Source organism: Paraburkholderia caledonica NBRC 102488 (genome assembly GCF_000685095.1).
GTDB lineage: Bacteria > Pseudomonadota > Gammaproteobacteria > Burkholderiales > Burkholderiaceae > Paraburkholderia > Paraburkholderia caledonica.
In genome coordinates this window covers 125,219-151,437 of record NZ_BAYE01000004.1, presented here as the reverse complement: position 1 = coordinate 151,437, position 26,219 = coordinate 125,219, and the positions used below count along the sequence as shown (strand labels likewise).

24 protein-coding genes are annotated in these 26,219 nt (G+C 62.3%); 7 read left to right on the top strand and 17 right to left on the bottom strand.

Going from position 1 to position 26,219, the window contains the following annotated elements; all coding sequences use genetic code 11:
• Window positions 1–119 precede the first annotated feature (119 nt).
• The 4 genes from gatA (at window position 120) to BCA01S_RS10175 (ending at window position 4,935) form a co-directional block, all read left to right on the top strand.
• Window positions 120–1,607 carry an Asp-tRNA(Asn)/Glu-tRNA(Gln) amidotransferase subunit GatA gene (gene gatA, locus BCA01S_RS10190; protein WP_020067258.1) on the top strand — a complete coding sequence of 496 codons (1,488 nt, stop codon included), beginning with the start codon at window positions 120–122 and terminating at the stop codon, window positions 1,605–1,607.
• Between the two features lie 5 nt (window positions 1,608–1,612).
• Window positions 1,613–3,088 (top strand): Asp-tRNA(Asn)/Glu-tRNA(Gln) amidotransferase subunit GatB, encoded by a 1,476-nt coding sequence (gene gatB / locus BCA01S_RS10185; protein WP_027776806.1) that lies wholly within the window; start codon window positions 1,613–1,615, stop codon window positions 3,086–3,088.
• A 174-nt stretch (window positions 3,089–3,262) separates the two neighbouring features.
• On the top strand, window positions 3,263–4,099 hold the full coding sequence (locus tag BCA01S_RS10180) for a PPK2 family polyphosphate kinase (protein ID WP_027776805.1): 837 nt from the start codon (window positions 3,263–3,265) through the stop codon (window positions 4,097–4,099).
• Between the two features lie 56 nt (window positions 4,100–4,155).
• Entirely contained in the window at window positions 4,156–4,935 is a 780-nt protein-coding gene (locus BCA01S_RS10175; RefSeq protein WP_020067255.1) for an exodeoxyribonuclease III, read from the top strand.
• Between the two features lie 90 nt (window positions 4,936–5,025).
• On the opposite strand, the gene BCA01S_RS34745 is transcribed toward BCA01S_RS10175, so the two are convergent.
• The 7 genes from BCA01S_RS34745 to argB all read right to left on the bottom strand — a co-directional run bounded on the left by BCA01S_RS34745 (window position 5,026) and on the right by argB (window position 12,277).
• On the bottom strand, window positions 5,026–6,300 hold the full coding sequence (locus tag BCA01S_RS34745) for a M48 family metallopeptidase (RefSeq protein WP_425176385.1): 1,275 nt from the start codon (window positions 6,298–6,300) through the stop codon (window positions 5,026–5,028).
• Between the two features lie 2 nt (window positions 6,301–6,302).
• Window positions 6,303–7,697, bottom strand: a complete 1,395-nt coding sequence (locus BCA01S_RS10160) for an AmpG family muropeptide MFS transporter (RefSeq protein WP_027776802.1) — start codon at window positions 7,695–7,697, stop codon at window positions 6,303–6,305.
• A gap of 14 nt (window positions 7,698–7,711) precedes the next feature.
• The gene (gene metW / locus BCA01S_RS10155) at window positions 7,712–8,320 is read right to left on the bottom strand and encodes a methionine biosynthesis protein MetW (protein WP_020067251.1); all 609 of its coding nucleotides are present in this window, start codon (window positions 8,318–8,320) and stop codon (window positions 7,712–7,714) included.
• Window positions 8,317–9,462, bottom strand: a complete 1,146-nt coding sequence (gene metX, locus BCA01S_RS10150; protein WP_027776801.1) for a homoserine O-succinyltransferase MetX — start codon at window positions 9,460–9,462, stop codon at window positions 8,317–8,319. Before metX ends, metW begins: the two co-directional genes overlap by 4 nt.
• A gap of 337 nt (window positions 9,463–9,799) precedes the next feature.
• Window positions 9,800–10,480 (bottom strand): nucleoid occlusion factor SlmA, encoded by a 681-nt coding sequence (gene slmA, locus BCA01S_RS10145; protein ID WP_027776800.1) that lies wholly within the window; start codon window positions 10,478–10,480, stop codon window positions 9,800–9,802.
• Window positions 10,447–11,250 carry a pyrimidine 5'-nucleotidase gene (locus tag BCA01S_RS10140; RefSeq protein ID WP_027776799.1) on the bottom strand — a complete coding sequence of 268 codons (804 nt, stop codon included), beginning with the start codon at window positions 11,248–11,250 and terminating at the stop codon, window positions 10,447–10,449. The genes slmA and BCA01S_RS10140 overlap by 34 nt, the downstream gene beginning before the upstream one ends.
• A gap of 127 nt (window positions 11,251–11,377) precedes the next feature.
• Window positions 11,378–12,277 carry an acetylglutamate kinase gene (gene argB, locus BCA01S_RS10135; protein ID WP_013337747.1) on the bottom strand — a complete coding sequence of 300 codons (900 nt, stop codon included), beginning with the start codon at window positions 12,275–12,277 and terminating at the stop codon, window positions 11,378–11,380.
• Window positions 12,278–12,538: 261 nt separating this feature from the next.
• Between argB and BCA01S_RS37030 the strand changes: the two genes are divergently transcribed.
• Window positions 12,539–12,763 carry a cysteine-rich CWC family protein gene (locus BCA01S_RS37030; RefSeq protein ID WP_084166848.1) on the top strand — a complete coding sequence of 75 codons (225 nt, stop codon included), beginning with the start codon at window positions 12,539–12,541 and terminating at the stop codon, window positions 12,761–12,763.
• 58 nt (window positions 12,764–12,821) lie between these two features.
• Here the strand turns inward: BCA01S_RS37030 and BCA01S_RS10130 are convergent, their stop codons facing one another.
• On the bottom strand, window positions 12,822–14,444 hold the full coding sequence (locus BCA01S_RS10130; RefSeq protein ID WP_027776798.1) for a tetratricopeptide repeat protein: 1,623 nt from the start codon (window positions 14,442–14,444) through the stop codon (window positions 12,822–12,824).
• A 109-nt stretch (window positions 14,445–14,553) separates the two neighbouring features.
• On the opposite strand from BCA01S_RS10130, the gene BCA01S_RS10125 reads away from it, so the two are divergent.
• Both BCA01S_RS10125 and BCA01S_RS10120 read left to right on the top strand, forming a co-directional pair.
• On the top strand, window positions 14,554–15,864 hold the full coding sequence (locus tag BCA01S_RS10125) for an ATP-binding protein (RefSeq protein WP_027776797.1): 1,311 nt from the start codon (window positions 14,554–14,556) through the stop codon (window positions 15,862–15,864).
• Window positions 15,861–16,403, top strand: coding sequence for a response regulator transcription factor (locus BCA01S_RS10120; protein WP_007179684.1), 543 nt, complete (start codon window positions 15,861–15,863; stop codon window positions 16,401–16,403). The genes BCA01S_RS10125 and BCA01S_RS10120 overlap by 4 nt, the downstream gene beginning before the upstream one ends.
• 104 nt (window positions 16,404–16,507) lie before the next feature.
• Here the strand turns inward: BCA01S_RS10120 and hslU are convergent, their stop codons facing one another.
• The 9 genes from hslU to BCA01S_RS10070 all read right to left on the bottom strand — a co-directional run bounded on the left by hslU (window position 16,508) and on the right by BCA01S_RS10070 (window position 25,961).
• Window positions 16,508–17,854: an ATP-dependent protease ATPase subunit HslU gene (hslU, locus tag BCA01S_RS10115; protein WP_020067244.1), complete on the bottom strand. Its 1,347-nt coding sequence runs from the start codon at window positions 17,852–17,854 to the stop codon at window positions 16,508–16,510.
• Between the two features lie 9 nt (window positions 17,855–17,863).
• The gene (gene hslV, locus BCA01S_RS10110; protein WP_006050517.1) at window positions 17,864–18,400 is read right to left on the bottom strand and encodes an ATP-dependent protease subunit HslV; all 537 of its coding nucleotides are present in this window, start codon (window positions 18,398–18,400) and stop codon (window positions 17,864–17,866) included.
• A 319-nt stretch (window positions 18,401–18,719) separates the two neighbouring features.
• Window positions 18,720–19,139 carry an RNA polymerase-binding protein DksA gene (gene dksA / locus BCA01S_RS10105; RefSeq protein WP_012431412.1) on the bottom strand — a complete coding sequence of 140 codons (420 nt, stop codon included), beginning with the start codon at window positions 19,137–19,139 and terminating at the stop codon, window positions 18,720–18,722.
• A gap of 598 nt (window positions 19,140–19,737) precedes the next feature.
• Window positions 19,738–20,835, bottom strand: a complete 1,098-nt coding sequence (locus tag BCA01S_RS10095) for a CobW family GTP-binding protein (RefSeq protein ID WP_020067242.1) — start codon at window positions 20,833–20,835, stop codon at window positions 19,738–19,740.
• A gap of 179 nt (window positions 20,836–21,014) precedes the next feature.
• Window positions 21,015–22,217 carry a class I SAM-dependent rRNA methyltransferase gene (locus tag BCA01S_RS10090; RefSeq protein WP_027776796.1) on the bottom strand — a complete coding sequence of 401 codons (1,203 nt, stop codon included), beginning with the start codon at window positions 22,215–22,217 and terminating at the stop codon, window positions 21,015–21,017.
• 92 nt (window positions 22,218–22,309) lie between these two features.
• The gene (gene xerC / locus BCA01S_RS10085) at window positions 22,310–23,233 is read right to left on the bottom strand and encodes a tyrosine recombinase XerC (RefSeq protein WP_027776795.1); all 924 of its coding nucleotides are present in this window, start codon (window positions 23,231–23,233) and stop codon (window positions 22,310–22,312) included.
• Between the two features lie 43 nt (window positions 23,234–23,276).
• The gene (locus tag BCA01S_RS10080) at window positions 23,277–24,014 is read right to left on the bottom strand and encodes a DUF484 family protein (protein WP_027776794.1); all 738 of its coding nucleotides are present in this window, start codon (window positions 24,012–24,014) and stop codon (window positions 23,277–23,279) included.
• A 94-nt stretch (window positions 24,015–24,108) separates the two neighbouring features.
• Entirely contained in the window at window positions 24,109–24,972 is an 864-nt protein-coding gene (dapF, locus tag BCA01S_RS10075; protein WP_027776793.1) for a diaminopimelate epimerase, read from the bottom strand.
• A gap of 104 nt (window positions 24,973–25,076) precedes the next feature.
• Window positions 25,077–25,961, bottom strand: coding sequence for a lipid A biosynthesis lauroyl acyltransferase (locus tag BCA01S_RS10070; RefSeq protein ID WP_027776792.1), 885 nt, complete (start codon window positions 25,959–25,961; stop codon window positions 25,077–25,079).
• Window positions 25,962–26,219 lie beyond the last annotated feature (258 nt).

Genomic DNA, 26,219 nt, shown 5'->3' with positions numbered 1-26,219 from the left:
CACGACCGTCGCTCGCGGCGCTGATGGGAGCCCACACCTCGGCCGGGCTCGCTGGCGCGCAGTCGAACGCCTCCACGGCAGCGTGATCCGCGCTGCCGCGCTTTCCAGGACAAAACGCAATGCATGAAAAAAGTCTGACCGAACTGCGCGCCGCACTGGCGGCGAAGGAATGCTCCGCCGTCGAACTGGCGCAGCTTTATCTCAAACGCATCGACGCGGCCAATAGCCTGAACGCTTTCATCCAGGTCGACGCGGACCTGACGCTCGCGCAGGCAAAGGCAGCGGACGCGCTGCTTCACGCGGGCCACGGCGGTCCGCTGACCGGCCTGCCCATCGCGCACAAAGACGTGTTCGTCACCAAGGGCTGGCGCTCCACTGCCGGTTCGAAAATGTTGTCGAACTACGAAAGCCCGTTCGACGCAACGGTGGTCGAGCGTCTGCAGAAGGCGGGTATGGTTTGCGTCGGCAAGACCAACATGGACGAATTCGCGATGGGCTCGTCCAACGAAAATTCGTACTTTGGTCCCGTGCAAAACCCGTGGGATCGTCAGGCCGTACCGGGCGGCTCGTCGGGCGGTTCCGCGGCGGCGGTCGCCGCGCGCCTCGCGCCCGCCGCGACCGGCACCGACACCGGCGGCTCGATCCGTCAACCGGCGTCGTTCTCGGGGATCACCGGCATCAAGCCTACGTACGGCCGCGTGTCGCGCTACGGCATGATCGCGTTTGCGTCGTCGTTGGATCAGGGAGGTCCGATGGCGCAAAGCGCCGCCGATTGCGCCACACTGCTCAACGCCATGGCCGGCTTCGACGAGCGCGATTCGACGAGCCTCGTGCGCGACGACGAAGACTACACGCGCTATCTCGGCCAGCCGTGGAAACAGGACGGCGCTGGCAAGCCGCTCGCCGGTCTGCGCATCGGCCTGCCGAAAGAGTATTTCGGCGCGGGTCTCGCCGACGACGTGCGCGCTTCTATCGACGCCGCGTTGAAGGAATACGAAGCTCTCGGCGCAACGCTCGTCGAAGTGTCGTTGCCGAAAACCGAGCTGTCGATCCCGGTCTACTACGTGATCGCGCCGGCGGAGGCGTCGTCGAACCTGTCGCGTTTCGACGGCGTGCGCTTTGGCCATCGCGCCGCGGAATATCGCGACCTGCTCGACATGTACAAGAAGTCGCGGGCCGAAGGTTTCGGTCCGGAAGTGAAACGTCGCATCATGGTCGGCGCTTACGTGTTGTCGCACGGGTATTACGACGCGTACTACCTGCAGGCGCAGAAAATCCGCCGCATCATCGCGCAGGACTTTCAGGAAGCGTTCAAGCAGTGTGACGTGATCATGGGCCCGGTCGCGCCGTCGGTGGCGTGGGATTTGGGTGCGAAGGGCGACGACCCGGTGCAGATGTATCTCGCCGACGTCTACACGCTGTCGGTGAGCCTCGCCGGCTTGCCCGGCATGAGCGTGCCGTGCGGCTTCGGCGCGGGCGCGAACGCGCAGCGCCCCGTGGGATTGCAGATCATCGGCAACTATTTCAATGAAGCCCGGATGCTGCAGGTGGCCGACGCGTTCCAGCGCGCGACCGACTGGCACCGTAAGGCACCGGCAGGAGTGTGAGCACCATGACCAAGCAATGGGAAGTCGTGATCGGTCTGGAGACCCACGCGCAGTTGTCCACGCAATCGAAGATTTTCTCGGGCTCCCCGACGCAATTCGGCGCTGCGCCCAACACGCAGGCGAGCCCCGTCGATCTCGCGTTGCCGGGCACGTTGCCGGTGATGAACCGCGGCGCTGTAGAACGCGCAATCCAGTTCGGCCTTGCAATCGGTGCAACGGTTGCGCCGCGCAGCATCTTCGCGCGCAAGAATTATTTCTATCCCGATCTGCCGAAGGGTTATCAGATCAGCCAGTACGAAATTCCCGTCGTGCAGGGCGGCCAGGTGACGATTCAGGTGCCGGCCAACGAGAAAGCGGGCAAGGAAGCGTATTCAAAGGTCGTCAATCTCACCCGTGCGCATCTGGAAGAAGACGCAGGCAAGTCGCTGCACGAAGACTTCGCGGGCATGACGGGCATCGACCTGAATCGCGCGGGCACGCCGCTGCTCGAAATCGTCACCGAGCCTGAAATGCGCAGCGCGGCAGAAGCCGTCGCATACGCAAAAACGCTGCATACGCTCGTGACCTGGCTCGGCATTTGCGACGGAAACATGCAAGAAGGATCGTTCCGTTGCGACGCGAACGTGTCGGTGCGTCCGGTCGGTCAGGCGGAGTTCGGCACACGCGCCGAGATCAAGAACCTCAACTCGTTCCGCTTTCTGGAAGAAGCGATCCAGTACGAGGTGCGCCGTCAGATCGAACTGATCGAAGACGGCGGGACGGTGGTGCAGGAAACGCGTCTATACGATCCGGATAAGCGTGAAACGCGTTCCATGCGCAGCAAGGAAGACGCGCACGACTACCGCTATTTCCCCGATCCCGATCTCATGCCGCTCGTGGTCGACGCGGCGTGGGTGGCGCGCGTGAAGAGCGAAATGCCGGAGTTGCCCGAAGCGATCCAGCAGCGCTTCGTGTCGCAATACGGCCTGACGCCGTACGACGCGAACGTGCTCACGTCGAGCAAGGCAATGGCCGCCTACTACGAAGCGGTGGTCGTCAAGCTCGGCGCGGGCAATGCCAAGGTCGCGGCGAACTGGCTGATGGGCGAGGTGTCGTCGCAACTGAATCGCGAAGGCCTCGATATGGCGGGCTGCCCTGTGTCGTCCGCGCAACTGGCGTTGCTGCTGCAGCGCATTGCAGACGGCACGATCTCCAACAAGATCGCAAAGGAAGTTTTCCTCGCGATCTGGGAAGAGAAGGCCACAGACGAAGCCGCCGCCGACCGCATCATCGAAGCGAAGGGTTTGAAGCAGATTTCCGACACGGGCGCGCTTGAAGCGATCATCGACGAAGTGCTCGCTGCGAACCAGAAGTCGGTTGAGGAGTTCCGCGCAGGCAAAGAGAAGGCGTTTAACGCGCTGATCGGTCAGGCAATGAAAGCGACGAAGGGCAAGGCCAATCCGGCGCAGGTCAACGAACTGCTGAAGAAAAAGCTGTCGTGAGCCGGAGCGTGGCTGAAGCTGAAGTGAAGTGCGGTTGAAGAGAAAATACGGCTGAAGCGCTCGCGCTTTGGCGACAGCGGGCTGTTGCCGGAAACGAAAGTTGGAGGCAACGGCCCGTTTCATTTCGCGGCCGCGCTTTTGCGAGCCGCTGAACGCAGATCACGGAGTATGTGGATGGCGAAGCAACCCGAACTCGACGATTTCCGCGTGCCTTATTTCGAGACCAAGAAGAACGACAAGTTTTCGCTCGACGATTTCGATCCCGCTGCAAAACCTTTTTCGACGGGATCGAAAGACACCGACCGCGAGCGTCTGTCAGAAATTGGCGCGAAGCTCGACAGCTTGCAGGAATGCCTGCACGCGCAGCAGAAGCGACGCGTGTTGCTGGTCCTTCAAGGCATGGACACGAGCGGCAAGGACGGCACGATTCGCGCGGTGTTTCACGAAGTCGATCCGCTCGGTTTGCGGATTGTGCCGTTCAAGGCGCCGACGCCCGCGGAACTCGCGCATGATTTTCTCTGGCGCGTCCATTCGCAGGCGCCTGCTGCCGGCGAGCTAACTATCTTCAACCGCAGCCACTACGAAGATCTGCTGGTGCCGACCGTCCTCGGCTCGCTCGATGAGGACGCGTTCAACGCACGTTGCCGACACATCCGGCAGTTCGAGGAGTTGCTCGCTGACAGTTGCACGACAATCGTCAAGTGCATGCTGCATATTTCGAAAGACGAACAGCGCGCGCGCCTGCAAGCGCGGATCGACGACCCGACCAAGCACTGGAAATTCGACGTCTCGGATCTCGACGCGCGCAAACAGTGGGACAAGTATCAGGCCGTGTATCGCGACGCCCTCGCCGCGACTTCCACCGAATACGCGCCGTGGTACGTGATTCCCGCCGACTCGAAAACGCATCGCAACCTGATGGTCGCCGAACTGCTGTTGCGTACGTTCGAAGCGCTCAAGCTGGAATATCCGCCCCCGAAAGAATCGCTGAAGGGCGTCGAGGTCGAGTGACTTTCGCCGTTCGCCTCGAACGAATCTCACAAACGAATTGAAGATAAAGGAACGACATGTTGCGTGTGATTACCGCCAACCTGAACGGCATCCGCTCAGCGGCGAAGAAGGGTTTTTTCGACTGGTTTGGCGAGCAGAATGCCGACGTGCTCTGCGTGCAGGAAATCAAATGTTCGCAAGACGACATGACGCCGGAATTCCTCGCGCCGCACGACTTCACCGGCTATTTCCAGCACGCCGTGAAGAAGGGCTATAGCGGCGCGGGCGTCTATACGCGTCATGAGCCGGACGAAGTCGTGATTGGCTTCGGCAGCGAGGAGTTCGATCCGGAAGGACGCTACGTCGAACTGCGTTTCGGCAAGCTGTCGATCGTCTCGGTGTATGTCCCGTCAGGGTCGAGCGGTGACGAGCGCCAGCAGGCCAAATACCGTTTCATGGACGAATTCATGCCGCATCTCGCCGAACTTGCCCGCGAGCGCGAAGTAATCGTGTGCGGCGACGTGAACATCGTCCACAAGGAAATCGACATCAAGAACTGGAAGAGCAACCAGAAGAATTCGGGTTGCCTGCCGGAAGAGCGCGCGTGGCTCACCAAGCTGTTCGACGAAGTCGGTTACGTGGACGTATTCCGCACCCTCGATCAGCGGCCGGAGCAATACACGTGGTGGAGCAACCGCGGCCAGGCCTATGCGAAGAACGTGGGGTGGCGGATCGACTACCAGATCGCGACGCCGGGCATCGCGAGCAAGGCGAAACGCACGGACGTGTTTCGCGACATCAAGTTCAGCGACCACGCGCCGCTCACGGTCGACTACGACCACGACGTGAAGAAGTGAATTTCGCGTTCGTCGCCAGGCGGCTGGAACATGTGTAGCTCGATTGTGAGCAACGTCTGACGGGACTCGTGCGGAATTGCTCGAGCCGTCTTAGTCGCGCGCGAGCTTGCGGCGCGGGCGGCCCATGCCGGCGTAGTCCGGGAGCGCATCCACGGTCTTGCCGATGGCTTTCGCATAGAGCGGCAGCATATCGGGCAATCGCTTGATGATGTCTTCGCGGCGGGCCGGCGTGTACGGGTGCACGTAGATGAAGCCCTGCTCGCGATTGCTGCGCGTGGCCTGAGCGAGTTTGTCCCAAAGCGTGACTGCCGCGCGCGGATCGAAGCCCGCGCGAGAGGCGATGTCGCTGCCGATCACGTCGGCTTCGGTCTCGTCAGTGTTCTCGTACTTCATTTCGAGCAGGCGCGAGCCGATGCCGAGCGGCGCCATGCCGAGATCCGCAAGACCGAATAGCTGTGGAATCGTGCCCGACGAATTGAGCTGGCTCGCCTGCAATTGACCGAGCCGCTCCCGCGCATGTTCACGCAGCGCATGCGCGATCTCGTGGCCGATCAGCATGCCGAGTTCGTTGTCGTTCAGATGCGCGCGGTCGAGCAGCCCACCGTACACGACAATCTTGCCGCCTGGCAGGCAGTACATACGAACGTCGGGCGAGCGCACCACGGCGACATCCCACTTCCAACCCTTCGCCCGCTCGTTCCATTTGAGCGAGTACGGCACCATCTTGTCGACGATCGAGCGCACACGTGTCACGTGCGCGTCAGTGTCGCCGTAGAGGCGGTTTGCGTGCTCCGCGCCGTACGCGATCTGGCTGAACTCGTCTGCGGCTTGCGCCTCGAGCACCGGCGACGGCACCAGATTACGGAACACGAGGTAGCCGCCGAAGCGCAATTGATTGTTCGGGCTGTAAGGCGCCGACGCGGTCGCGCCCGCTGGGAGTTTGGCCGCGCCAGTGGGCGAAGACGTTGCCGTCGGGGTTCGCGCCATAGCGGGTGGTTGCGCCGATGCACCGGGCGACGTGCCTGCGGCCTGCCCGCTCCCGGAGGGTGTCGCGTTGGCCGCACTGCTCGCGGCCGGTGTCGCGGAGGTGGCGCTTTCCGTACCGGCGATTGGCGCTGCGGATTTCGTGACCGGCGCCGGCGGTGCAGCCGTTGTTGCATTAGCGGACGTGCCGGCGGTGGCACTGTTACCAGTAGCCGGGGCCGCAGCCGCGGGGAGCGCTGCCGCGGCAGCATAGGCGCCGGAGGTCGCGGTGGCACTCAACAGGCTCAGAAAGCCAAGGCTCAACGCTGCATGCAACCCGCGGCGGGCCTTGCACCACGCAGCGCGCGGGACCGGCGACAACAACCGCTTCGGGAGACGCACCTTCACGACCTGTCTCTCCACGGCGCAATGCGCAACAGAAGCAGCATGCCCGGCACGGCCAGCGCCGTGCAGACAATGAAGTAGTCGAACCAGCCGATCTTTGCCACCACGTAGCCGCTCGCCGCCGAAGCCAGCGTGCGCGGCACCGAAGCGAGGCTTGTGAAGAGCGCGAACTGGGTGGCCGTGTAACGCGGGTCCGTGGTGCTGGCGATGTACGCGGTGAAAGCCGCCATCGTCAGACCAGTAGAAAAGGTTTCGAAACCGTAGACCAGCGCGAGCGCGACCGAGCGCGGTTCGAGTTGCACTGACCAGTCGACGCCGACGAAGGCGAGCAGCCGCGTCGTACCTTCGCTTATCCACACGGCGATGTCATAGACCGCCATCAAACCGGGCGAGGCGGGTCCGAGATGCGCGAGCCATGCGAAGCCGAGCGTCGACACCATCTGCAGGATGCCGAAGATCCACAAACCTCGCCCGATGCCGATTTTCATCAGCCAGATACCGCCGACGATTCCACCCGCGAGACTCGCACCGAACGCCGTGGTTTTCGCGATCACGCCGATCTGCGTGCGCGAGAAGCCGATGTCGAGGAAGAACGACGTGGACAACGTCGTTGCCATCGTGTCGCCGAGCTTGTAGAGAAAGATGAAGCCGAGCACGAACAGCGCGCCGCGCCAGCCGTCACGTTCGAGGAATTCGCGGAACGGCTGCACGATCGCTTCGCGCAGATTCTTGGGCGGCGTGCCGTGCACTTCGGGTTCGCGCACAACGAGCGTCATCACCATACCGGGCACCATGAACGCTGCGGTGACCATGAACACGGTAGTCCACGGCAAATGATCCGACAGAATGAGTGCGAGGGACCCGGGTACTAGCGCTGCGATCTTGTAGGCATTCACGTGCACCGCGTTGCCAAGGCCTTGTTGCGTGTCGCTTAACAACTCACGCCGGTATGCGTCGATCGAAATGTCCTGGCTTGCGCCGAAGAACGCAACCAGCGCCGTCAATGCCGCGACGGTCCAGATCGAGTCGCGCGGCGAAACGAAGCCCAACGTTGCGATGGCGCCCGCGACCAGAATCTGCGTGACGAGCATCCAGCCGCGCCGTCTGCCCGGGCGCCAGCCCGGAAAGCGCGGGACGTAGCGGTCCATCAACGGGGCCCAGATGAATTTCCAGGTGTAGGGGAACTGGATCAGCGCAAAGAGGCCGATTTCCTTCAGATTGACGCCTTCGGAGCGTAACCACGCCTGCACCAGGTAGACGAGCGTGAACAGCGGCAGTCCCGACGTAAAGCCGAGAAAGACGCAGATCAGCATGCGCGTATTAAAAAACGCGCGCCAGCCGGGATGTTCTTCGTGAGCGGTAAGTGCAGGCGCCTCGTGCGGCGGGTTCGACATGTGGATAACTTGCGTTAGCTTTTCTTGACGCGATAGACCGCAAGACTACCACGCCAGTTCACCCCCCATCGCACCGTCTGACCGTCGTGCAGTACCACGCGGTCCAGAATTTCGATGCCGACTTCGGGCGCGAGCGCCTCGAAGTCCTTGATGGTCAGCACCCGCACGTTCGGCGTGTTGTGCCATTGATAAGGCAGTGACTTCGACACCGGCATGCGTCCCTGCAGCACGGAAAGACGGTGCGCCCAGTAGCCGAAGTTCGGGAACGACACGATACATTCACGGCCGACCCGCACGGTCTCGCGCAAAATCGCGGCGGTCTGGTGAATGGTTTGCAATGTCTGCGACAGAACTGCGAAGTCGAAGCTGCCGTCTTCGAAGAGGCGCAGGCCGTCTTCCAGATTCTGCTGGATCACGTTGACGCCGTTTTGCGTCGCGGCCAGCACGCCGGCGTCGTTGATCTCGATGCCGTAGCCTTGCACGTCCAGTTCCTCGGTGAGCAGCGACAACAGCGAGCCGTCGCCGCAGCCGAGATCCAGCACCGTGGCGCGCGGTTCGACCCAGCGGGCGATCGCGCGAAAGTCCGGGCGCAGCGCCAGATAGTCCAGAGCTCGCTGGTTCATGCGTTCACCTCGTTCGCAATGCGTTCGTAGTAGGCGCGCATCAGGTTGTGATAGCGCGCGTCGTCGAGCAGGAAGGCGTCGTGACCGTGCGGCGCGTCGATTTCCGCGTAGGTGACGGTGCGCTTGTGATCGAGCAGCGCCTTCACGAGTTCGCGCGAACGGGCCGGCGCGAAACGCCAGTCGGTTGTGAAGCTCGCGATCAGATACTTTGCCGTTGTATGGGCAACGGCCGCTGTCAGATCTCCTTCGAAGGCTTTGGCCGGATCGAAGTAATCGAGCGCGCGCGTGATCAGTAGATAGGTGTTGGCGTCGAAGTAGTCGGCGAACTTGTCGCCCTGATAGCGCAGATACGACTCCACCTCGAACTCCACGTCGAAGTTGAAATTGTATGCGTCGAGCGCGCCCTCGGCGCGGCGCAGCGACCGGCCGAATTTCTCGGCCATGTCGTCGTCCGACAGATACGTGATGTGGCCGATCATTCGTGCGACACGTAAGCCGCGCTTCGGCTTCACGTTATGCGCGTAGTAGTTGCCGCCGTGGAAGTCGGGGTCCGACAGGATCGCCGAGCGCGCCACCTCGTTGAACGCGATGTTTTGCGCCGACAACTTGGGCGTCGACGCCACCACGATGCAATGACCGACCCGCTCCGGATACATCATGCTCCAAGCGAGCGCCTGCATGCCGCCCAAGCTGCCGCCCATCACAGCGGCAAAGCGTGTAATGCCGAACTGATCCGCGACGCGCGCCTGGGCGTTGACCCAGTCTTCAACCGTGACTACGGGGAACGTCGCGCCGTATGGATTGCCGGTGGCAGGATCGATGCTCATGGGACCCGTCGAGCCGAAGCACGAGCCGAGGTTGTTTACGCCGATCACGAAGAACCTGTTGGTGTCGAGCGGTTTGCCGGGGCCGACCATGTTGTCCCACCAGCCGATGTCTTTCGGATTGTCCGCATAGACGCCCGCGACATGATGCGACGCGTTCAGCGCGTGACACACGAGTACCGCATTGCTGCGCGCGGCGTTGAGCGTGCCATAGGTCTCGACCATCAGGTCGTAGCTGGCGAGCGAGCTGCCGTTCTGCAGACGCAACGGCTCGGTGAAATGCATTTTTTGTGGAGCGACGATACCGATCGATTCCATTCATTCCGCCATTTGACAAAGACAGGGCGGCTAGACGGCGTCGGCAAAGCACGGAGGAGAAAGACTTGTGCGCGGCTGACGACCTCTTTAGCCGCATTTATAGTGAACCGCGGAAATCTTCCACTGGTTCGCGCGCCCGCAATCGAGTCAGCAAATCGGCGCGTACTAGGCTTTTACAACAGGAATTCACACACGTATTCAGACGTGTTCCGAAGCGCGGCATTAGAAGCCGGGAAGCGATTTCCGGAGACAATCAGGGCCGCGATCAGGCGCAAAGTATAGCGGAAAATCTCGCGCGGCAGCGTCTGACACCCCGTGGCGCGCCTTCTCCAGCGGACTACTGAAGGATCACTCGCAATTGGGAGTCCGCGTCAGCGGCCGGCATACGCACGAAGCCGCTGCGAACGAACCTATGCCAGCGGCCGATGATATAGCTGAGCAGCAGGCTTGCCCTCACGGCCGGATCGTAGTCGGCCGGAACGGGCACCGGCGACGGCGCGTCTTGAGCGAATGCATCGGCGTTCGTTGCCGCTAAGCGCAGACATTGCTTCAACGAAGCTTCCACGCGCTCGAGCATCTGATTGACGCGCACGGTCAGCCGCTCATGTTCGCCGACCAGCGCCTCGCATGTGAGTACCCGGGTCATGCCAGGATTTTTCGCGGAGAAATTCAGCAGCATCAATGCGATGGCGCGCGCCTGCAGCACACCGCTTTCTTCCCTGTCGACAATCTGATTGATCAAACCGAAGATGGTCTGTTCGATGAACTCGATTAGCCCTTCGAACATTTGCGCCTTGCTGGCAAAGTGCCGATAGAGCGCGGCTTCGGACACGCCGAGCCGTGCCGCAAGCGCAGCCGTGGTGATTTTTTCGCTCTTCGGCGCTTCAAGCATGGAAGCGAGCGTCTGGAGAATATGCACGCGGCGCTCGCCCGGCTTCAGGCGCTGCCCGCGCGGTGCAGCGGGCACGGCGGGTTCGTGTTCGGCTAGGGCTTCGTCAGGCTTGTCGATCGGCTGCATGGCTGTCGTCCCGTCTGCTGGCGCTTCACTCGAACCGAGCGGGTGCTCAGTCGTAGCGATTTTAACGAACGAATGCTGCGATCGACATAGTGCGGCCGGCCTGTACCAGGCAGCCGGGTGGGCACGCCGTCCGCGTGGGGCTTACGCGGCAGATGGCCGGTGATCCACACCGTGCGGATGCCGAGGCGCCGGTAGTTCTTCAGGTGCGAACGCGTGTCTTCGACGAGGATCACGTCTTTCAGCGACACATGAGCGTCGCGCATGGCCTTGCGCAACATCGCGTGGTCGGGTTTTGCGCGCCAGCGGCGCCGGTCGCGCATGTGCTCGATGGCGATCACCTGCTCGAACAGACGCTCGATGCGAAGTTGCGCCAGCACCGCGCGCGCGTACGCTTCGGGCGCATTGGTCAGCACGATCTTGCGGCCGGGCAGCGCCGCGACGAGACGCGCGACGCCGCGCTCGTGACGGATCATAGAGCCGAGATCCGGGAACGTGTGCACGACCTTCAGGAAGTCGCTTGCGTCGAGTGGATGATGGCGCGTCAGACCCAGCAACGCAGCGCCGTAGCGCTCGGTGTAGCCGGTGCGCAGACGGTTGGCTTCGTCGAGCTCCACCTGTAGCGCGTCGATGATGTACTGCGTCATCGCCTGATTGATTGCAGGAAAGATGGCGTGCGACGCGTGGTGCAGCGTGTTGTCGAGATCGAACAGCCAGACCGGACGGCCGCCTGCGATGTGCGGACGGCGGCGTCGGGAAGTTGGAGTGCGCATGGTCAGGAGAGCCGTTCAGGCCGGAGCAATCGTTGCGCGCGGCGGCCATACGTTGCCGCGTTGTTGCCGCAGTGCACATAAGGCTCGCCGGTTTGGCGTGCCTTATGTGCCGGGCGGGGGACAGCAATCAATGCGAGCGGATCATTGTGCCAAACGGCTGCTCGGTGAGGATTTCCAGCAGCACCGAATGCTCGATACGCCCGTCGATAATATGCACCGAGCGCACGCCGCTCTTGGCCGCGTCCAGCGCCGACGAGATTTTCGGCAGCATGCCGCCGGAGATCGTGCCGTCGGCAAACAGGCCGTCGATTTCGCGCGCTGACAGGTCGGTGAGCAGATTGCCTTCCTTGTCCATCACGCCAGGGATGTTCGTCATCATCACGAGCTTCTCGGCGTTCAGCACGACCGCCAGTTTGCCAGCGACGAGGTCGGCGTTGATGTTGTACGACAGGCCGTCTTCGCCGAAACCGATTGGCGAGATTACCGGAATGAATGCGTCGTCCTGCAGCGCCTTCACAACCGCGGGGTTGATGGCTTCGACTTCGCCCACCTGGCCAATGTCGACGTACTGACCGGGATTGTCACGGTCGGGCATCAGCATCTTGCGCGCGTGGATCAGGCCGCCGTCCTTGCCGGTCAGACCAACCGCGTGACCGCCGAAGTGGTTGATCAGCGTGACGATGTCCTGCTGCACTTCGCCGCCGAGCACCCATTCGACGACTTCCATCGTCTCTTCGTCGGTGACGCGCATGCCTTGAATGAACGTGCCCTGCTTGCCGACTTTCTTCAGCGCCTGGTCGATTTGCGGACCGCCGCCGTGCACGATGACCGGATTGATGCCAACCAGCTTCAGCAAAATGACGTCGCGCGCGAACCCCTGCTTCAGCCGCTCCTCCGTCATGGCGTTGCCGCCGTATTTGATGACCACGGTCTTACCGTGATATTGGCGAATGTAAGGCAGCGCCTCGGCCAGGATTTCGGCCTTCAGGGTGGGCGCAATCTGCGAAAGGTCGGGAAGCTCGGACATGGCGGCAGGCTCGGGCACGGAACAGTTAAAACACGGCGAATTGTACAGGACTGGCGCGCTGCAACAGGGTTTTCGACACGCGCGCTCGGGGCACGCAGCCGGTGTTTGCGCGCGGCGCGAGCGGTGTTTGCAGCGCCCGCCGACGACCAAGCGTACCGCGCCTCGCGCACACCTGTGAACTAGCCGAATGGACGACTCACGGCAGGACGCCGGCCGTGGCATTATTGCCTCGTCGATGCTTCGCGAGGCCATCTGCCTGCCATGAAACCATCTGCTTCCCGCCCGCAAGGCAGCGCGCGTTGCCCGCGCTGCGGTAACGCGTTCGACTGCGCGATGCATGCAGAGCCTTTCGACTGCTGGTGCCGCGAAATGCCCGCACTGCCGCGCGACCGGCTGGACCCGGCCGGCCGTTGCCTTTGCCCGGAATGTCTCGTTGCGGAGATTGCGAGAGCGGCCCAAGCCGAGCCTGGCGCCAATCTGCCGTGACAGCCGCCGCAACCGTCGCCGGGCTGTGGGCGAAGCCGCGGCTGGCTTCAGTGGCCCGTCAGGCCGCGCGGTGCCGGGCAGCGAGCGCTTCGAGGTCGCGGGCCACCGCCTCAAGCGCCGGGTCCCAGTTGCCGAAGTTTTCCTGCCGGTACAGCGTTGCGCCGGGATACCACGGACTGTCGCGGCGACCGGTCAGCCAGACCCAATGCGGATTGACGTCGAGCAGCACCCAGGTGCGCTGTCCGAGCGCGCCGCTCAGATGCGCAGTCGACGTGCAAACGCTGATAACAAGATCGAGCCCGCCGACAAAGGCGGCTGTGTCGTCGAAGGTCGAAAATTCGGCGGTGTAGTCGGCGAGTGGAAGGCCTGCCGCGTTTGCGGCGCCGACATCGGCAGCTGCATCGGGTTGCAGCGAATAGAACGCTACGTTCTGAATGCCGCCGAAGTGCTTCGCATAGCGTTCCCAGCCTACCCGGCGGAACGGATTGCGCTGATGACCATGGCTGCCGGTCCATGTGAGTCCTACCCTTAGCCTCGACTCGCCGGCGAGCCGTTGCTGCCAGCGCTGCACGGCAGCGGGGTCCGCATACAGGTAGGGCGTGATTGCGGGAATGGTCGCCTCGCGCGTGGCGAAGATCAACGGCAGGCTCATCAATGGAATTTCGAAGTCGAAAGGCGGCAGCGATTCGACGCCACCGCCCGCCGAGTAGTGGTCGACATGCCCGCCGAGACTGCGGGCGAGCAAGGCGCCCATTTGCGGGAACGAATTCCATGCGAGGCGGCCGCCTTCGCGATGCACATGCTCGGCCAGCATCGGAATGTAGCGGCTGAACTGCAACACATCGCCCATGCCTTGCTCGCCCCACAACAGCAGCGTTTTGCCGGCGAGCGGCTCGCCGCGCCAAATAGGCGCGGGCAGCGCAGGACGATTGCCGCGGAGTTCGGACGAACCGCTCCAGCGCGCTTCATGCGACTGCCAGCCGTTCGCATAATCGCCGCTCATGAGTTGCAGCATCGCGAGGTTCGAACGCATGCTGGCGTCAGTGGGCGCGAGCGCGCAAGCGGTTTGCGAGGCTTCTGCCGCCTCGGCCCAGCGTTGCGCTTCACGTAGTGCCAGCGCATAGTTGTTGTGGGCGAGGGGACTAAGCGGTGCGCACTTGACGGCGCGCGCGCCTGCTTCAAGCGCGCGAGTTACATCCATGTTGTTGCGATAAGCGTCCGACAGATTGGTCCAGCTGTTTCCATCGTCAGGTTGATCCCGGAGCGTATCTTCGAGAAGCTCGATCTGTTCGCTCAGCTCGCCGTGAGTGAGCGCAAGCGCGCCGGCGAGATTGCAGCGGAGCGACGGCAATGAGGGGTTGAGTGCGAGCGCGCGGCGATATGGAGCGATCGCTTCGGCGTGACGGTTCGCCATTTGCAACGCGTAGCCGAGACGAAAATGCGCGTCGGCGTTGCTCGCTTCGAGTTTCGCAATAATGGCGGCCAGTTCGATTGCATCGCCGTGGCGTTGCTGCTCGATCAAAGCGTGGATGAGCGAGGCGAGCGACGCGTTATCGAGAGAGTGGCGTTGCGCCGCCGCGTCGAGCCATTGCGTTTCGGATTCCGCATCGCCGTTCTGCCGGGCTGCGGCGGCTTGCCGCATGAAGTTAAGGAAAGCTGACGACATGTCAGAGGTGACCATGGATAATTGGCTGCCGAACGACCGGCTCCGCGCGCTAACAAGGAAACCTATGATATCGCCGTGCAGCAGCGAGATGATTCAGAACCGTCCCAAAGGGTAAACTGAAGTCATGCATCGTATAACCAACACGGGTCGGGTCAATCTGGGCCATTTGTTCTGGCTGCGCAGCCTCGCGATCATCGGTCAGTTACTGACAATCGCGTTCGTGCAGATATTTATCGGCGTGCATTTGCCGTTGCCGGCCATGCTGCTGGTCATTTCGCTCGAGGTGCTCTTCAACGGACTCACGTGGTGGCGCGTCGCCCAGCAGCGGCCCGAGTCGAACATGGAGCTGTTCGGTCAGATCTGGGTCGATCTCGGCGCGTTGTCCGCGTTGCTGTTTTTATCCGGCGGCACGACGAATCCGTTTGTTTCGCTGTACCTGCCGTCGCTCGCCATCGCCGCGGCCGTTCTGCCGTGGCAACTGATGGCCTGGCTCGCCGCATTCGCCGTGGCCTGTTACGCGGTGCTCGGCTTCGACTCGGTGCCGTTGAATCTCGACAATCCCGCGAACCTGTTCGACTATTATCGCGCAGGCATGTGGGTCAACTTCATGGTGAGCGTCGGTCTGATTGCATGGTTCGTCGCGCGCATGTCGCGAGCCCTGCGGCTACGTGACGCAGCGCTCGGAGAAGCGCAGCAGCGCTTGCTTCACGACGAACGCGCGGTCGCGCTTGGCGTGCAGGCTGCTACCGTCGCTCACGAAATCGGCACGCCTCTGTCTACAATTGCGATGCTGTCCGAAGAACTGCGCGACGCGGCGCGAACCGATAAAGGGCTCGCGCCGTACAAGGCCGATCTCGAATTGCTCGAACAACAAATGGGTTTGTGCACGTCAGCGCTTGCCAGGTTGCGCAGCCGCGCAACGACCGCGACCAACCGTCAGCTCGTCGACGAGTGGCTTGAGTCGTTTGCCGAGCAGTGGCGCTTGCGTCATCCGCATGTGAAGTTCGAGCGGATCGGCACGCCGCCCGCCGACGTCAGTCTCGACGACACGGTTGCCGTCAGCCAGATTCTGACGATTTTGCTCGACAACGCCGCGCGTGCGAGCCGCGATCACGTCACGTTGTCGTGCGCATTGACGGCGCGCGGTGATCAGGTCGAATTCGAAGTATGCGACGCCGGCCCCGGCATTCCAGCCGCGCTGCGCGGCTCGCTCGGCGCGGTGCCGGTCGAGAGCACGCAAGGCGGCCACGGCGTCGGCTTGTATCTGGCGTTTTCGGCGGCCGCGCGCCTCAAAGGCTCGATCGAATTGACCGACGTCAGCTCGATCAAGCCGCGTGGCACGCGCGCGGTTTTGCGGTTGCCGCTCACCGAGCGAAAAATATCCGGCACGGGCCGTCAAGGCGCCGCACCATCCAACACGGAGAAACAGGCATGAGCGAAATGAATTTTCTTGTGATCGACGACGACGAGGTGTTCTCCGGCATCCTCGCACGTGGCCTGACGCGTCGCGGGTACACCGTGAGCGAAGCGCACAACGCGGACGAAGCGATCAAGCTGGCAAACCAGCAAAAATTCAGCCAGATTACGGTGGACCTGCACCTTGGCAACGACTCCGGCCTCACGCTCGTTGCGCCGCTACGCGATTTGCAGCCCGACGCTCGCATGCTGGTGCTGACCGGCTATGCAAGCATCGCCACCGCGGTGCAAGCGGTGAAAGACGGTGCGGACAACTATCTGGCCAAGCCTGCCAACGTCGAAACTATTCTGTCGGCGCTGCAAAGCGAGGCCAGCGCGTTGCAGGCGGAAGAGGCGATCGAGCATCCCACGCCATTGTCTGTCGCACGGCTCGAGTGGGAGCATATTCAACGCGTGCTCGCCGAGCATGGCGGCAATATCTCGGCCACCGCGCGCGCTTTGAACATGCATCGGCGGACGTTGCAGCGCAAACTCGCGAAGCGGCCAGTCAAGCAGTAAGCGCGGATCTATTGCTGACATTGTGCAAAAGAAAACGGGCTGCCTTTTTACAGGCAGCCCGTTTTTTGCGTTCGTTCAACGCTTCATGTGACTAGGTCATTACGTCACAGCACGTAACGCGACAGGTCTTCGTCTTCGGCAACTTCGTTCAGCGCGCGATCCACATACGCTGCGTCGATCTGCACCGTGTGGCCGGAGTGATTGCCGGCGGAAAACGACACTTCTTCGAGCAGCTTTTCGATAACCGTATATAGACGGCGCGCGCCGATATTCTCGGTCTTTTCGTTCACCGAATAAGCGATTTCGGCGAGGCGGCGAATGCCGTCGTCGGCGAATTCAAGATGCACGTCTTCTGTTGCGAGCAATGCCTGGTATTGCTTGACGAGGCTCGCGTCCGTCGACACCAGGATCGACTCGAAGTCCTTCACAGACAACGAATCCAGTTCGACGCGGATCGGAAAGCGACCTTGCAGTTCGGGAATCAGATCGCTCGGCTTCGCGAGATGGAACGCGCCGCTCGCAATGAACAGAATGTGATCCGTCTTCACCATGCCGTACTTGGTGTTGATGGTGGTGCCTTCCACGAGCGGCAGCAAATCGCGCTGCACGCCTTGACGGGACACTTCGCCGCCGCCTGCCTCGTTGCGCGACGCGATCTTGTCGATTTCGTCGAGGAACACGATGCCGTTCTGCTCGACGTTCTGAACCGCTTTGGTTTTCACCTCTTCGTCGTTCAGCATCTTGCCGGCTTCTTCGTCGGTGAGAACCTTCAGCGCTTCCTTTACCTTCATCTTGCGGCGTGTTTTCTTGCCGCCGCCGATGTTGGCAAACATCGAACGGATCTGCTCGGTCATGTCTTCCATTCCCGGCGGCCCCATGATGTCCATGCCGACTTGCGGCTGTTCGACGTCGAGTTCGATCTCCTTGTCGTCGAGCAGTCCTTCGCGCAGACGCTTGCGGAACGTCTGACGCGTGGTGCCGCCTTCGTCGGCAGTATCGGTGGCACTCGAACTGGAGCCGAAGCCGACTGGACGCGCGCTCGGCAGAAGGATGTCGAGAATGCGGTCTTCGGCCTGATCTTCAGCCTTCGTTCGCACTTTGCGCATTTCCGATTCGCGAGTCTGCTTGACCGATATCTCGATCAGATCGCGCACGATGCTGTCGACGTCGCGGCCTACGTAGCCCACTTCGGTGAATTTGGTGGCTTCGATCTTGATGAACGGCGCGTCCGCGAGCTTGGCCAGCCGCCGCGCAATCTCGGTCTTGCCGACGCCGGTCGGCCCGATCATCAGGATGTTTTTCGGCGTGATTTCCTGACGCAGCGGGTCTTCTACCTGCTGACGGCGCCAACGGTTGCGCAGCGCTACGGCCACCGCTTTTTTCGCGCGGCCTTGGCCGATGATATGTTTGTCGAGTTCCGAGACGATCTCGGCAGGGGTCATGGTGCTCATCGTGGGTCCTTACTCGATCGTCTCGATGACGCGGTTATGGTTCGTGTAGATGCACATGTCGCCGGCAATCTCCAGCGACTTTTCCACGATCTCGCGAGGCGACAACTCGGTATTGTCGGCGAGGGCTTTCGCGGCGGCTTGCGCATATGCGCCGCCCGAACCGATCGCGCAAATGCCACCTTCGGGATCCAGCACGTCGCCGTTACCGGTGATGACGAGCGTGGTGGTTGCGTCCGCCGCAATCAGCATGGCTTCGAGACGACGCAACATGCGGTCCGTGCGCCAGTCTTTCGCAAGCTCCACTGCGGCTCGCGTGAGGTTGCCCTGATGCTTTTCGAGCTTCGCTTCGAAGCGGTCGAGCAGCGAAAATGCGTCGGCAGTGCCGCCTGCGAAGCCAACCAGCACCTTGCCGTTATAAATGCGCCGGACCTTCTTCGCACCGCCCTTCATGACGATGTTGCCGAGCGTCACCTGGCCGTCGCCGCCGAGCGCGACCTTGTCGCCGCGGCGCACGGAGACGATCGTCGTGCCGTGAAATTGCTCCATATGCGTTCCTCTTTGCAAAGCGGGTAGGACGCGGCGGCGGGATGCGCCACCGCATGAATCTTGGAAGCGGACGGCGCGCGACGCCTGTAGTGCTGGCCGTCGGCGCGCTCGTACAGCGCATGTCCGGTTTATTTTAGGGCTTGCGCTGTCATATCAAGAGCCGGCAAACGGCATAAGACAAAAAACGTGAGTTCGCAGGATGACGTGCCCGCGTTATGTGCGTTATTCGCGCGCAAAAGAAAAAAGGCGCACGGATCACCGTGCGCCTCTCGACGAAGCAGCGTTTGTTGGCGCGGCGCCGAAGCCGCGCCGCCGGCGTTCAGTCGCCGAACAGCTTCTGGCGCAGTTCGCGGCGCTCCTGCGCCTCGAGCGACAGCGTGGCCGTGGGCCGCGCGAGCAAACGCGGAATGCCGATCGGCTCACCGGTTTCTTCGCACCAGCCGTAGTCGCCAGAGTCGATGCGCGCGATCGACTGCTGCACCTTCTTCAGCAGCTTGCGCTCGCGGTCGCGCGTGCGCAGTTCGAGAGCGTGCTCTTCCTCGATCGTTGCGCGGTCGGCCGGGTCCGGCACGATCACGGTCTCGCGCAAGTTCTCGGTCGTCTGGCCGGCATTGCGGAGAATGTCCGCCTGCAGCTGTTCGAGCTTGTTCTTGAAGAAAGCGAGCTGATCCTCATTCATGTAATCCTTGTCGCTCATCTTCAGGATTTCGGCTTCGGTCAAGAGTCGTTTCGTCGTCATCTGGCTTACTTCTTCAATGTGAGGCAAAACTCTGCATAGTGCCCGCACTTTCGTATTGCCCGCAAGGCGCCTGGGACGCGGAGCGCAGGGCGGGCACGGACGATGGGCTGTCGTGACGCCGGAGCGTCTCTCGCCCAACTCGGGCGTCGTAACGCCAATGCGGGGCCGAACTCCTCTGGAAACCGATTCTCAAATGCTCCTGAGGTATTGCTCCCGGGCACCAACCTTGTCAGGCTGCGGCGGCGGGCACTGTCGGCGTGTTCCCCGGATTAGATTTTCCGGCGCCGCTTCAGGCCCGGCGCGCACTATTCACTGACTGCGCACTGACCGGGCAAATCGTTCTCATTCTCCAGTGGGCACGTATTGTAACTGAATCACAATCCGGCACCGCAACTGGTGGAAATCCCTCTGCGGCGCACCGGTATCCCGAAAATATAACGCGCGAACGGTCAAAAAGCGATGGTCGTGCACGCATTAATACAGCAGGGTTTTCACGCGCTTTTCACACGTGTGCGCCAGCGCACATTTCACGGCGGCGATTGCGCCGCCGCGCCGTGTTTTTTTCTGCTGACTATTGCCTGAATGCCGAAAACGTCGTTCAGGCAAGACAGGCGTCCAAACCGTCTGTAATCAGGTCTTGCGGCAATTCGATACCGATAAACACCATCTTGTTGGTCTTCTTCTCGACCGGCTGCCATTTCGCCGCGAGATCGCTGCCCATCATCTGATGCACGCCCTGGAAGACGACTTTACGATCCACGCCCTTCATGTACAGCACGCCCTTGTAGCGCAGCAGCCGTTCGCCGTAAATCTGCAGAATGCCGCCGAGGAAGTCTTCCAGCTTGTTCGGATCGAACGGACGGTCGTTGCGGTACACGAACGACTTGATTTTGTCGTCGTGATGCGCGTGATGATGGTGCGCGTGATCATGGCCTTCGTGATCGCAATGGCCATGGTCGTGATCGCAGTTCGCATGATCGTCACCATGAGCGTGCGTGTGGCCGTGCTCGTCGTGCGCGTGCGCATGGCTATGCGCGTGTTCGTCTTCAACGAGGAAGTCTGGATCGATCTCGAGCTTCGAATTCAGGTTGAAACCGCGCAGGTCGAAGATTTCCTTGATGTCCGCTTCGCCGAAATTCACGACCTTGATCGCCGCCTTCGGATTCATGTGCAGCAGACGGTGGCGCAGATCGGCCAGGTGCTGCTCGTCGACGAGATCGGCCTTGGTGATGAACAGGCGGTCGGCGAAACCGACCTGACGTTGCACGACTTCATGCTCGTCCAGCTGATGGTTCGCGTGCTTGGCGTCGACCAGCGTGATGATCGCGTCGAGCAGGAATTCGCTGGCGATCTGATCGTCCATGAAGAAAGTCTGCGCAACGGGGCCGGGATTTGCGAGGCCGGTCGTTTCGATGACCACGCGATCGAAATCCAGCTTGCCCGACTGCTTCTGCGCGGCCAGGTCGCTGAGCACCCGTGACAGGTCGCCGCGGATCGTGCAGCAGATGCAGCCGTTGCTCATCTGGATGATCTGCTCGCTCGTGTCCTGCACGAGAATTTCGTTGTCGATGTTTTCTTCGCCGAACTCGTTCTCGATCACGGCGATCTTCATGCCGTGCTTTTCATTCAGGATGCGCTTGAGCAGGGTGGTTTTGCCGCTGCCGAGAAAGCCGGTCAGGATAGTGACTGGGATCATGTTGTTCGCCTATATGGTCGTAAAACGATGCGTATGCATAGCGGGCGCGGCAGCCTCGCGGCGCGCGGCCCGTCTAACCGGTTATTGAAACATATCTGTCAAGCCGGCGCTGGCAGGCGGGATTGAGAAGCCGTCGCCGCGCACGCCCCAGCGCGAAATAACCTTGAATCTATAGGCGATCAGGCGATTTGCAACAGCAGGCCTTTCAGGTATTCACCTTCCGGGAATGCTGTGAGCAACGGATGATCCACCCCGGCGCCGAGGCGCTTGAGGATGCGCGCGTCGACGCGTGCATCGGCGGCGGCGCTCGACACGATCTTCTGGAACAACTCGGAATCGATCGCGCCGGAGCACGAATAGGTGAACAGCAGGCCGCCCGGGCGCAGCAGTTTGAGGCCGGTCAGGTTGATGTCCTTGTAAGCGCGCGACGCGCGGTCCACGTGTTCACGCGAAGGCGCGAATTTCGGCGGATCGAGCACGATCAGATCGAAGCGCTCGCCTTCGTCGTGGAGGCGGCGCAGCGTTTTGAACGCGTCGGCGTCGAGCCAGGTCGCGCGTTCGGCGTCGAAGCCGTTCGCCGCCACGTTCTGCTGGGCGAGCGCCAACGCTTCGCCGGACGAATCGATCGAGACCACGCGCTTCGCGCCGCCTTTCAGCGCCGCCAGCGAAAAACCGCCGGTGTAGCAGAAGCAGTTCAAGACGTCGCGATCCTGCGCGAGCTGCTGCACGAGCAGGCGATTGTCGCGCTGATCGACGTAAAAACCGGTTTTATGGCCATTGCGCACGTCGACGTGATAGCGCACGCCGTTCTCGCTCGCGATCAGCGTGTCCGACGGAGGCTCGCCCGCCAGTACTCCGGTCGTCTGTTCGAGCCCTTCCTTCTGACGAATCGACACGTCCGAACGCTCGTAGACATTCGGACAGCCGGTCGCGTCGACCAGCGCCGCAACGATCGCCTCCTTCCACGCCTCCACGCCGGCCGCCATGAACTGGCACACGAGCTGGCTGCGCTGGCCTTCGTCTTCGGCGACGTAGTGATCGACGATCAGTCCCGGCAGGCCGTCCGCTTCGCCGAAAATGAGCCGCACTGCGCCGGTGTCGTGAACCATCGTTCGACGGTGCGCCAGCGCTCGCTGCACCCGGCGCTTGAAGAACGCATGATCGATCGGCTCGCTTTCGTCGAAGCTCCACACGCGGGCGCGGATCTGCGAGTGCGGGCTGTACGCGGCGCGCGCGAGAAACCGGCCGTCGTGCGCGCGCACCAGCACGGTTGCGCCGGGCGCGGGATTGCCGTCGATCCGGTCGATCGCGTTCGCATAAACCCACGGATGGCGGCGCAGTAGCGATTTTTCTTTCGACGGTTTGAGCGTAACGATATTCATCAGGATGTCAGCGAGAGCAAAGGGCCGCGCGGCTTGCTGCGCACGCGCGACGGATAAAGCGAAGGCGGAGACCGAAAAGCCGCAAAGCGGCGTCAGTCGCGTTTTTTGGCGCGCGGATGCGCCTGATCGTAGACGTGCGCGAGATGCTGAAAATCGAGCCCGGTGTAGACCTGCGTCGCCGTGATGCTCGCGTGCCCGAGCAATTCCTGCACGGCGCGCAGGTCGCCGCTCGACTGCAGCACGTGCGTGGCAAACGAATGCCGCAGCACGTGCGGATGCACATTGGCGGGAATGCCGGCCACGACAGCCGCGCGCTTTACGCGCTCGCGCACCACATTCGGCGACAGCCGGTTGCCGCGCGCCGACAGAAAAAGCGGATGCGGGTCGTGCTTGACCATCTGGTCGCGCACTGCCAGCCACGCGTTGAGCGCGTCGAGCGCCTTGCTGCCGACCGGCACGATGCGGCGCCGATTACCCTTGCCGAGCACTTCGACTTCGGCGGAATCGAGCTTGAGCCAGCCCGCCGAGCGATAACCGTCGGCGTCGGCGAAACGTGCGTCCAGACCGACGAGTTCCGCGAGACGCAGCCCCGACGAATAGAACAGCTCGAGCATGGCGTGATCGCGCAACCCTTCTGCCGATGCGGCGGGCGGGCTTTCCATCAGGCGGTTGGCGTCGTCGACGGACAGTGCCTTGGGCAGCGTCTTGGCCTGTTTCGGCGCGCGCACGGTGGCGACCGGATTGGCAGGCAGATCGACGCGGCCGGCGAGCCAGCGGTAAAACGCGCGCCATGCCGACAGGCGGTGACTGATCGAGCGCGCCGTCAGTCCCCCGGCATGCGCGCGCGAAACGGCGCCGCGAATATCGACGGCGGTAAGGCTTTCGAGCGGCCGGCCCTTGGCCAGCAGCCGGAGTTCTCCGAGTTCGTGCGTGTAGCCGCGCAGGGTATGCGCCGACAGCCGCCGCTCATGTTCGAGATTCGACAGATAGGCGGCGATGGGATCGGCTTCGGTCACGGTTGGCTTTTTAACCGGCGGTTGACGCGTGGCGCTCGCTGAATCAGCGCGGCAGCAGACGGCTGAGCGCCGCGCTCGCGAGGCCGCCGATCTGCGTGAGGAAGTCGGTCGCCATGCCTTCGTGGAAGCGCCGCGCATCCGCCGAGCCCATTACCAGCAGGCCGAAAGCAGACGCTTCTTCCTTGCCCTCCGGATCGCGCAGTGCGAGTAGTGCAATGGACTCTGTCACATGCGCCGACTCGGGCGCGGCGCCGCCCGACGTGTGTTCGTCGGCCGCGCCGGGTGCGCCGGGTGCGCCGGTCGCGGGCACCAGCCATTGCGCCGCCTCGAAACCCGTGTTCGCGCCGCAGTAGGGCGCGGTCAGGCTATTTGCAAAAATGCGTACTTCCTCGCCGACGTGGCGCGCGAAGTCCGCTTGGGCATACGGCTCGGCGACGTCCCAAACGCGCAGCGCGGCCTGCGGCACGTCGAAGATTTCGCGCAGGCCGTTGGCGATCGTGCGCGGCAGCGCGTACGAGTCGCGCTCGGACATGACGCGGATCGTCCAGCGATTGAAGCGCGAGGCGATGCTGTCGTTTTCGTGGCCGTAGCGCAGCAGTTCGGCAAGCCGGCGCTCGAGATGTTTGTTCTTGTCGCGCAACATTTCCATTTGCCGCTCCTGCAGCGACACCGCGGCTTTGCCGTGCGGGTTCGCGAGGCGAATGGTCGCGAGGATTTCCGCGTGTTCGGCGAAGAATTCGGGGTTGGCGAGCAGGTATTCGGCGACTTCGCGATCGTTCATGGTTTCGGCTGTAGGACTACGGGACGACGCCTTCATGCGACGCGTCGGTCAAAAGAGTTTGTGCATCAGTCATGCGCGATGGAACTGGAGGCGTTCAATCGGCCAGTTCGATCTCGCCCTGAAAAACGGTTGTGGCGGGGCCCGCCATCAGCAAAGGCTCGTTTTGCTGCTTGCTGTCCCACGAGATGGTGAGCTTGCCGCCATGCGTATGGACGAGCACCGGCGCGTCGAGCAGTCCGCGGCGAATGCCCGCTGCGACTGCCGCGCAGGCGCCCGTGCCGCATGCCAGCGTTTCACCGGCACCGCGCTCGTACACGCGCAGTTTGATTTCGCTGCGGCCGACGATCTGCATGAAGCCCGCGTTGACCCGCTGCGGAAAGCGTGCGTGCCGCTCGATCACCGGACCTTCGACGAGCACAGGGAACTCTTCCACGTCGTCGACGACTTGCACGGCGTGCGGATTGCCCATTGACACGACCGAAATCCAGCGCGTGGTGCCGTTGACGTCGAGCGGCCATAGCGTGTCCGCGCCTTCCCGGCGCCCTTCGAGACCTTTGGTAGCGAAAGGCACGCGTTCCGGGTCGAAAACCGGCGCGCCCATGTCGACCAGCACTTCGCCGTTTTCCTGCATGGTCAGCGTGATCGTGCCGTTCTGCACCTGCACGCGCACGCTGCGCTGATCGGTGAGGCCGCTGTCGCGGACGAACTTCACGAAGCAGCGGGCGCCGTTGCCGCAATGTTCGACTTCGCCGCCGTCGCAATTGAAAATGCGATATCTGAAATCGACGCCTTCTACCGTCGGCTTCTCGACCAGCAGAAGCTGGTCGGCGCCCACGCCAAAATGCCGGTCCGCAAGCGCGCGCACCTGCGCCGGCGTCAGGTTGACCGGTTGGGTGTAGCCGTCGAGCACGACGAAGTCGTTGCCTGCGCCGTGCATTTTGGTGAATTTCAGTTTCATCACGCTATTGTAAGTGACGCGCCCATAAGTGAGCCAAACTGGTGAGCCAACTCGGTGAGCCGAACGGCGCGTTGCTTCCACCCTCACCAGCCGGCCAGCCGACTTCAATACACGCTCGGCACGCCTGGCGGCCGCGTCTTGAAACGCTTGTGGACCCAGTAGTACTGCTCGGGCATCGACGGAATCTGTTCTTCGAGGAAAGCGTTCATGCGTCGCGCATCCGCTTCGTCGTCGCCGGTCGGATAGTTGTCCCACGGCTTGAACACCTTCAGGCGATAACCCTTGTAGTTAGGCAGCACTTCGCCGATGAACGGCACGACTTGCGCATGACCGACTTTCGAAAGACGCCCGACGGCGGTCAGCGTGCAGGTCGGCACGCCGAAAAACGGCACGAAGGTTGAATTGCGCGCGCCGTAGTCCATGTCGGCGCCGAGCATGACCGGCTTGCGTTCGCGCAACCAGCGCAGCACGATGCGCGCGCTGTCGGCGCGGCTTGCCATGTCCGCGCCGAAACGCGCGCGGGCCGCCTTGGCGACTTTTTCCAGTTCCGGGTTAGACATCGGCTGATAAAGCGAGCCGCAACGGCGCTTGAGCGAGTAATTGAGAAAGATCGAGCCCGCCTCGATGCCCACGAAGTGAAAGCCGAGAAAAAGCGTGGGCGGAAGGTTCGGGTCGGTCAAATCGATCGCGCTGTCGAGCTGGATCAGCTTTTCGAGTTTCCTGGCGGAGCCGAACCACTGCACGCTGCGTTCGAGGTAACTGCGGATCGCGTGGCGGAAATGCTTCTGCGCGACTTCTTCACGACGCTCGTCGCTCCATTGGGGGAAGCACAGGCTCAGGTTGATATGGACGATGCGCTTGCGCCGGCTGGGAATCTGATACAGCAGCCAGCCGAGTCCGTCGCCGAGACGGGCGATGAGACCATACGGCAGCAGCGCGAAAAGTTTGAGCAGGCCGATCGCGAGCCGGGCTCCAAGGCGGCTCAGCATGTGGCCTCCACGGAGGCGTTTTGCGGGACGGGGTTCAGGAAAGCGGAGAGGTGGACGTAATACCGCACTCGTGGGCACTCTGTGACAATCAATGGAAGTCGCTATAATAAGGGCTTCGCCGAGTTAATAGACAACTTGCGGGGCGAAGCCGGGCGGTGCGATCCACGTGATATGCGCCTGCCGGTAAGGTAATCCGCTAAAGCGTCGCCGCTTCAGACTCCCGAAGCTGGCTACGTGAAACTCAACCGTAACCACAAA

Excerpts from the sequence above, each read along its gene's own strand:
- gatA (WP_020067258.1), top strand. The coding sequence starts at position 120 with ATGCATGAAAAAAGTCTGACCGAACTGCGCGCCGCACTGGCGGCGAAG.
- BCA01S_RS37030 (WP_084166848.1), top strand. The coding sequence starts at position 12,539 with ATGAAACCATCTGCTTCCCGCCCGCAAGGCAGCGCGCGTTGCCCGCGC.
- BCA01S_RS10175 (WP_020067255.1), top strand. The coding sequence starts at position 4,156 with ATGTTGCGTGTGATTACCGCCAACCTGAACGGCATCCGCTCAGCGGCG.
- BCA01S_RS10080 (WP_027776794.1), bottom strand. The coding sequence starts at position 24,014 with ATGAACGATCGCGAAGTCGCCGAATACCTGCTCGCCAACCCCGAATTC.
- BCA01S_RS10095 (WP_020067242.1), bottom strand. The coding sequence starts at position 20,835 with ATGATCCCAGTCACTATCCTGACCGGCTTTCTCGGCAGCGGCAAAACC.
- dksA (WP_012431412.1), bottom strand. The coding sequence starts at position 19,139 with ATGACGACGAAACGACTCTTGACCGAAGCCGAAATCCTGAAGATGAGC.
- BCA01S_RS10180 (WP_027776805.1), top strand. The coding sequence starts at position 3,263 with ATGGCGAAGCAACCCGAACTCGACGATTTCCGCGTGCCTTATTTCGAG.
- BCA01S_RS10140 (WP_027776799.1), bottom strand. The coding sequence starts at position 11,250 with ATGCGCACTCCAACTTCCCGACGCCGCCGTCCGCACATCGCAGGCGGC.
- gatB (WP_027776806.1), top strand. The coding sequence starts at position 1,613 with ATGACCAAGCAATGGGAAGTCGTGATCGGTCTGGAGACCCACGCGCAG.
- BCA01S_RS10070 (WP_027776792.1), bottom strand. The coding sequence starts at position 25,961 with ATGCTGAGCCGCCTTGGAGCCCGGCTCGCGATCGGCCTGCTCAAACTT.
- slmA (WP_027776800.1), bottom strand. The coding sequence starts at position 10,480 with ATGCAGCCGATCGACAAGCCTGACGAAGCCCTAGCCGAACACGAACCC.
- BCA01S_RS10120 (WP_007179684.1), top strand. The coding sequence starts at position 15,861 with ATGAGCGAAATGAATTTTCTTGTGATCGACGACGACGAGGTGTTCTCC.
- argB (WP_013337747.1), bottom strand. The coding sequence starts at position 12,277 with ATGTCCGAGCTTCCCGACCTTTCGCAGATTGCGCCCACCCTGAAGGCC.
- BCA01S_RS10125 (WP_027776797.1), top strand. The coding sequence starts at position 14,554 with ATGCATCGTATAACCAACACGGGTCGGGTCAATCTGGGCCATTTGTTC.
- BCA01S_RS10130 (WP_027776798.1), bottom strand. The coding sequence starts at position 14,444 with ATGGTCACCTCTGACATGTCGTCAGCTTTCCTTAACTTCATGCGGCAA.
- BCA01S_RS10160 (WP_027776802.1), bottom strand. The coding sequence starts at position 7,697 with ATGTCGAACCCGCCGCACGAGGCGCCTGCACTTACCGCTCACGAAGAA.
- dapF (WP_027776793.1), bottom strand. The coding sequence starts at position 24,972 with ATGAAACTGAAATTCACCAAAATGCACGGCGCAGGCAACGACTTCGTC.
- BCA01S_RS10090 (WP_027776796.1), bottom strand. The coding sequence starts at position 22,217 with ATGAATATCGTTACGCTCAAACCGTCGAAAGAAAAATCGCTACTGCGC.
- metX (WP_027776801.1), bottom strand. The coding sequence starts at position 9,462 with ATGGAATCGATCGGTATCGTCGCTCCACAAAAAATGCATTTCACCGAG.
- metW (WP_020067251.1), bottom strand. The coding sequence starts at position 8,320 with ATGAACCAGCGAGCTCTGGACTATCTGGCGCTGCGCCCGGACTTTCGC.
- hslU (WP_020067244.1), bottom strand. The coding sequence starts at position 17,854 with ATGAGCACCATGACCCCTGCCGAGATCGTCTCGGAACTCGACAAACAT.
- hslV (WP_006050517.1), bottom strand. The coding sequence starts at position 18,400 with ATGGAGCAATTTCACGGCACGACGATCGTCTCCGTGCGCCGCGGCGAC.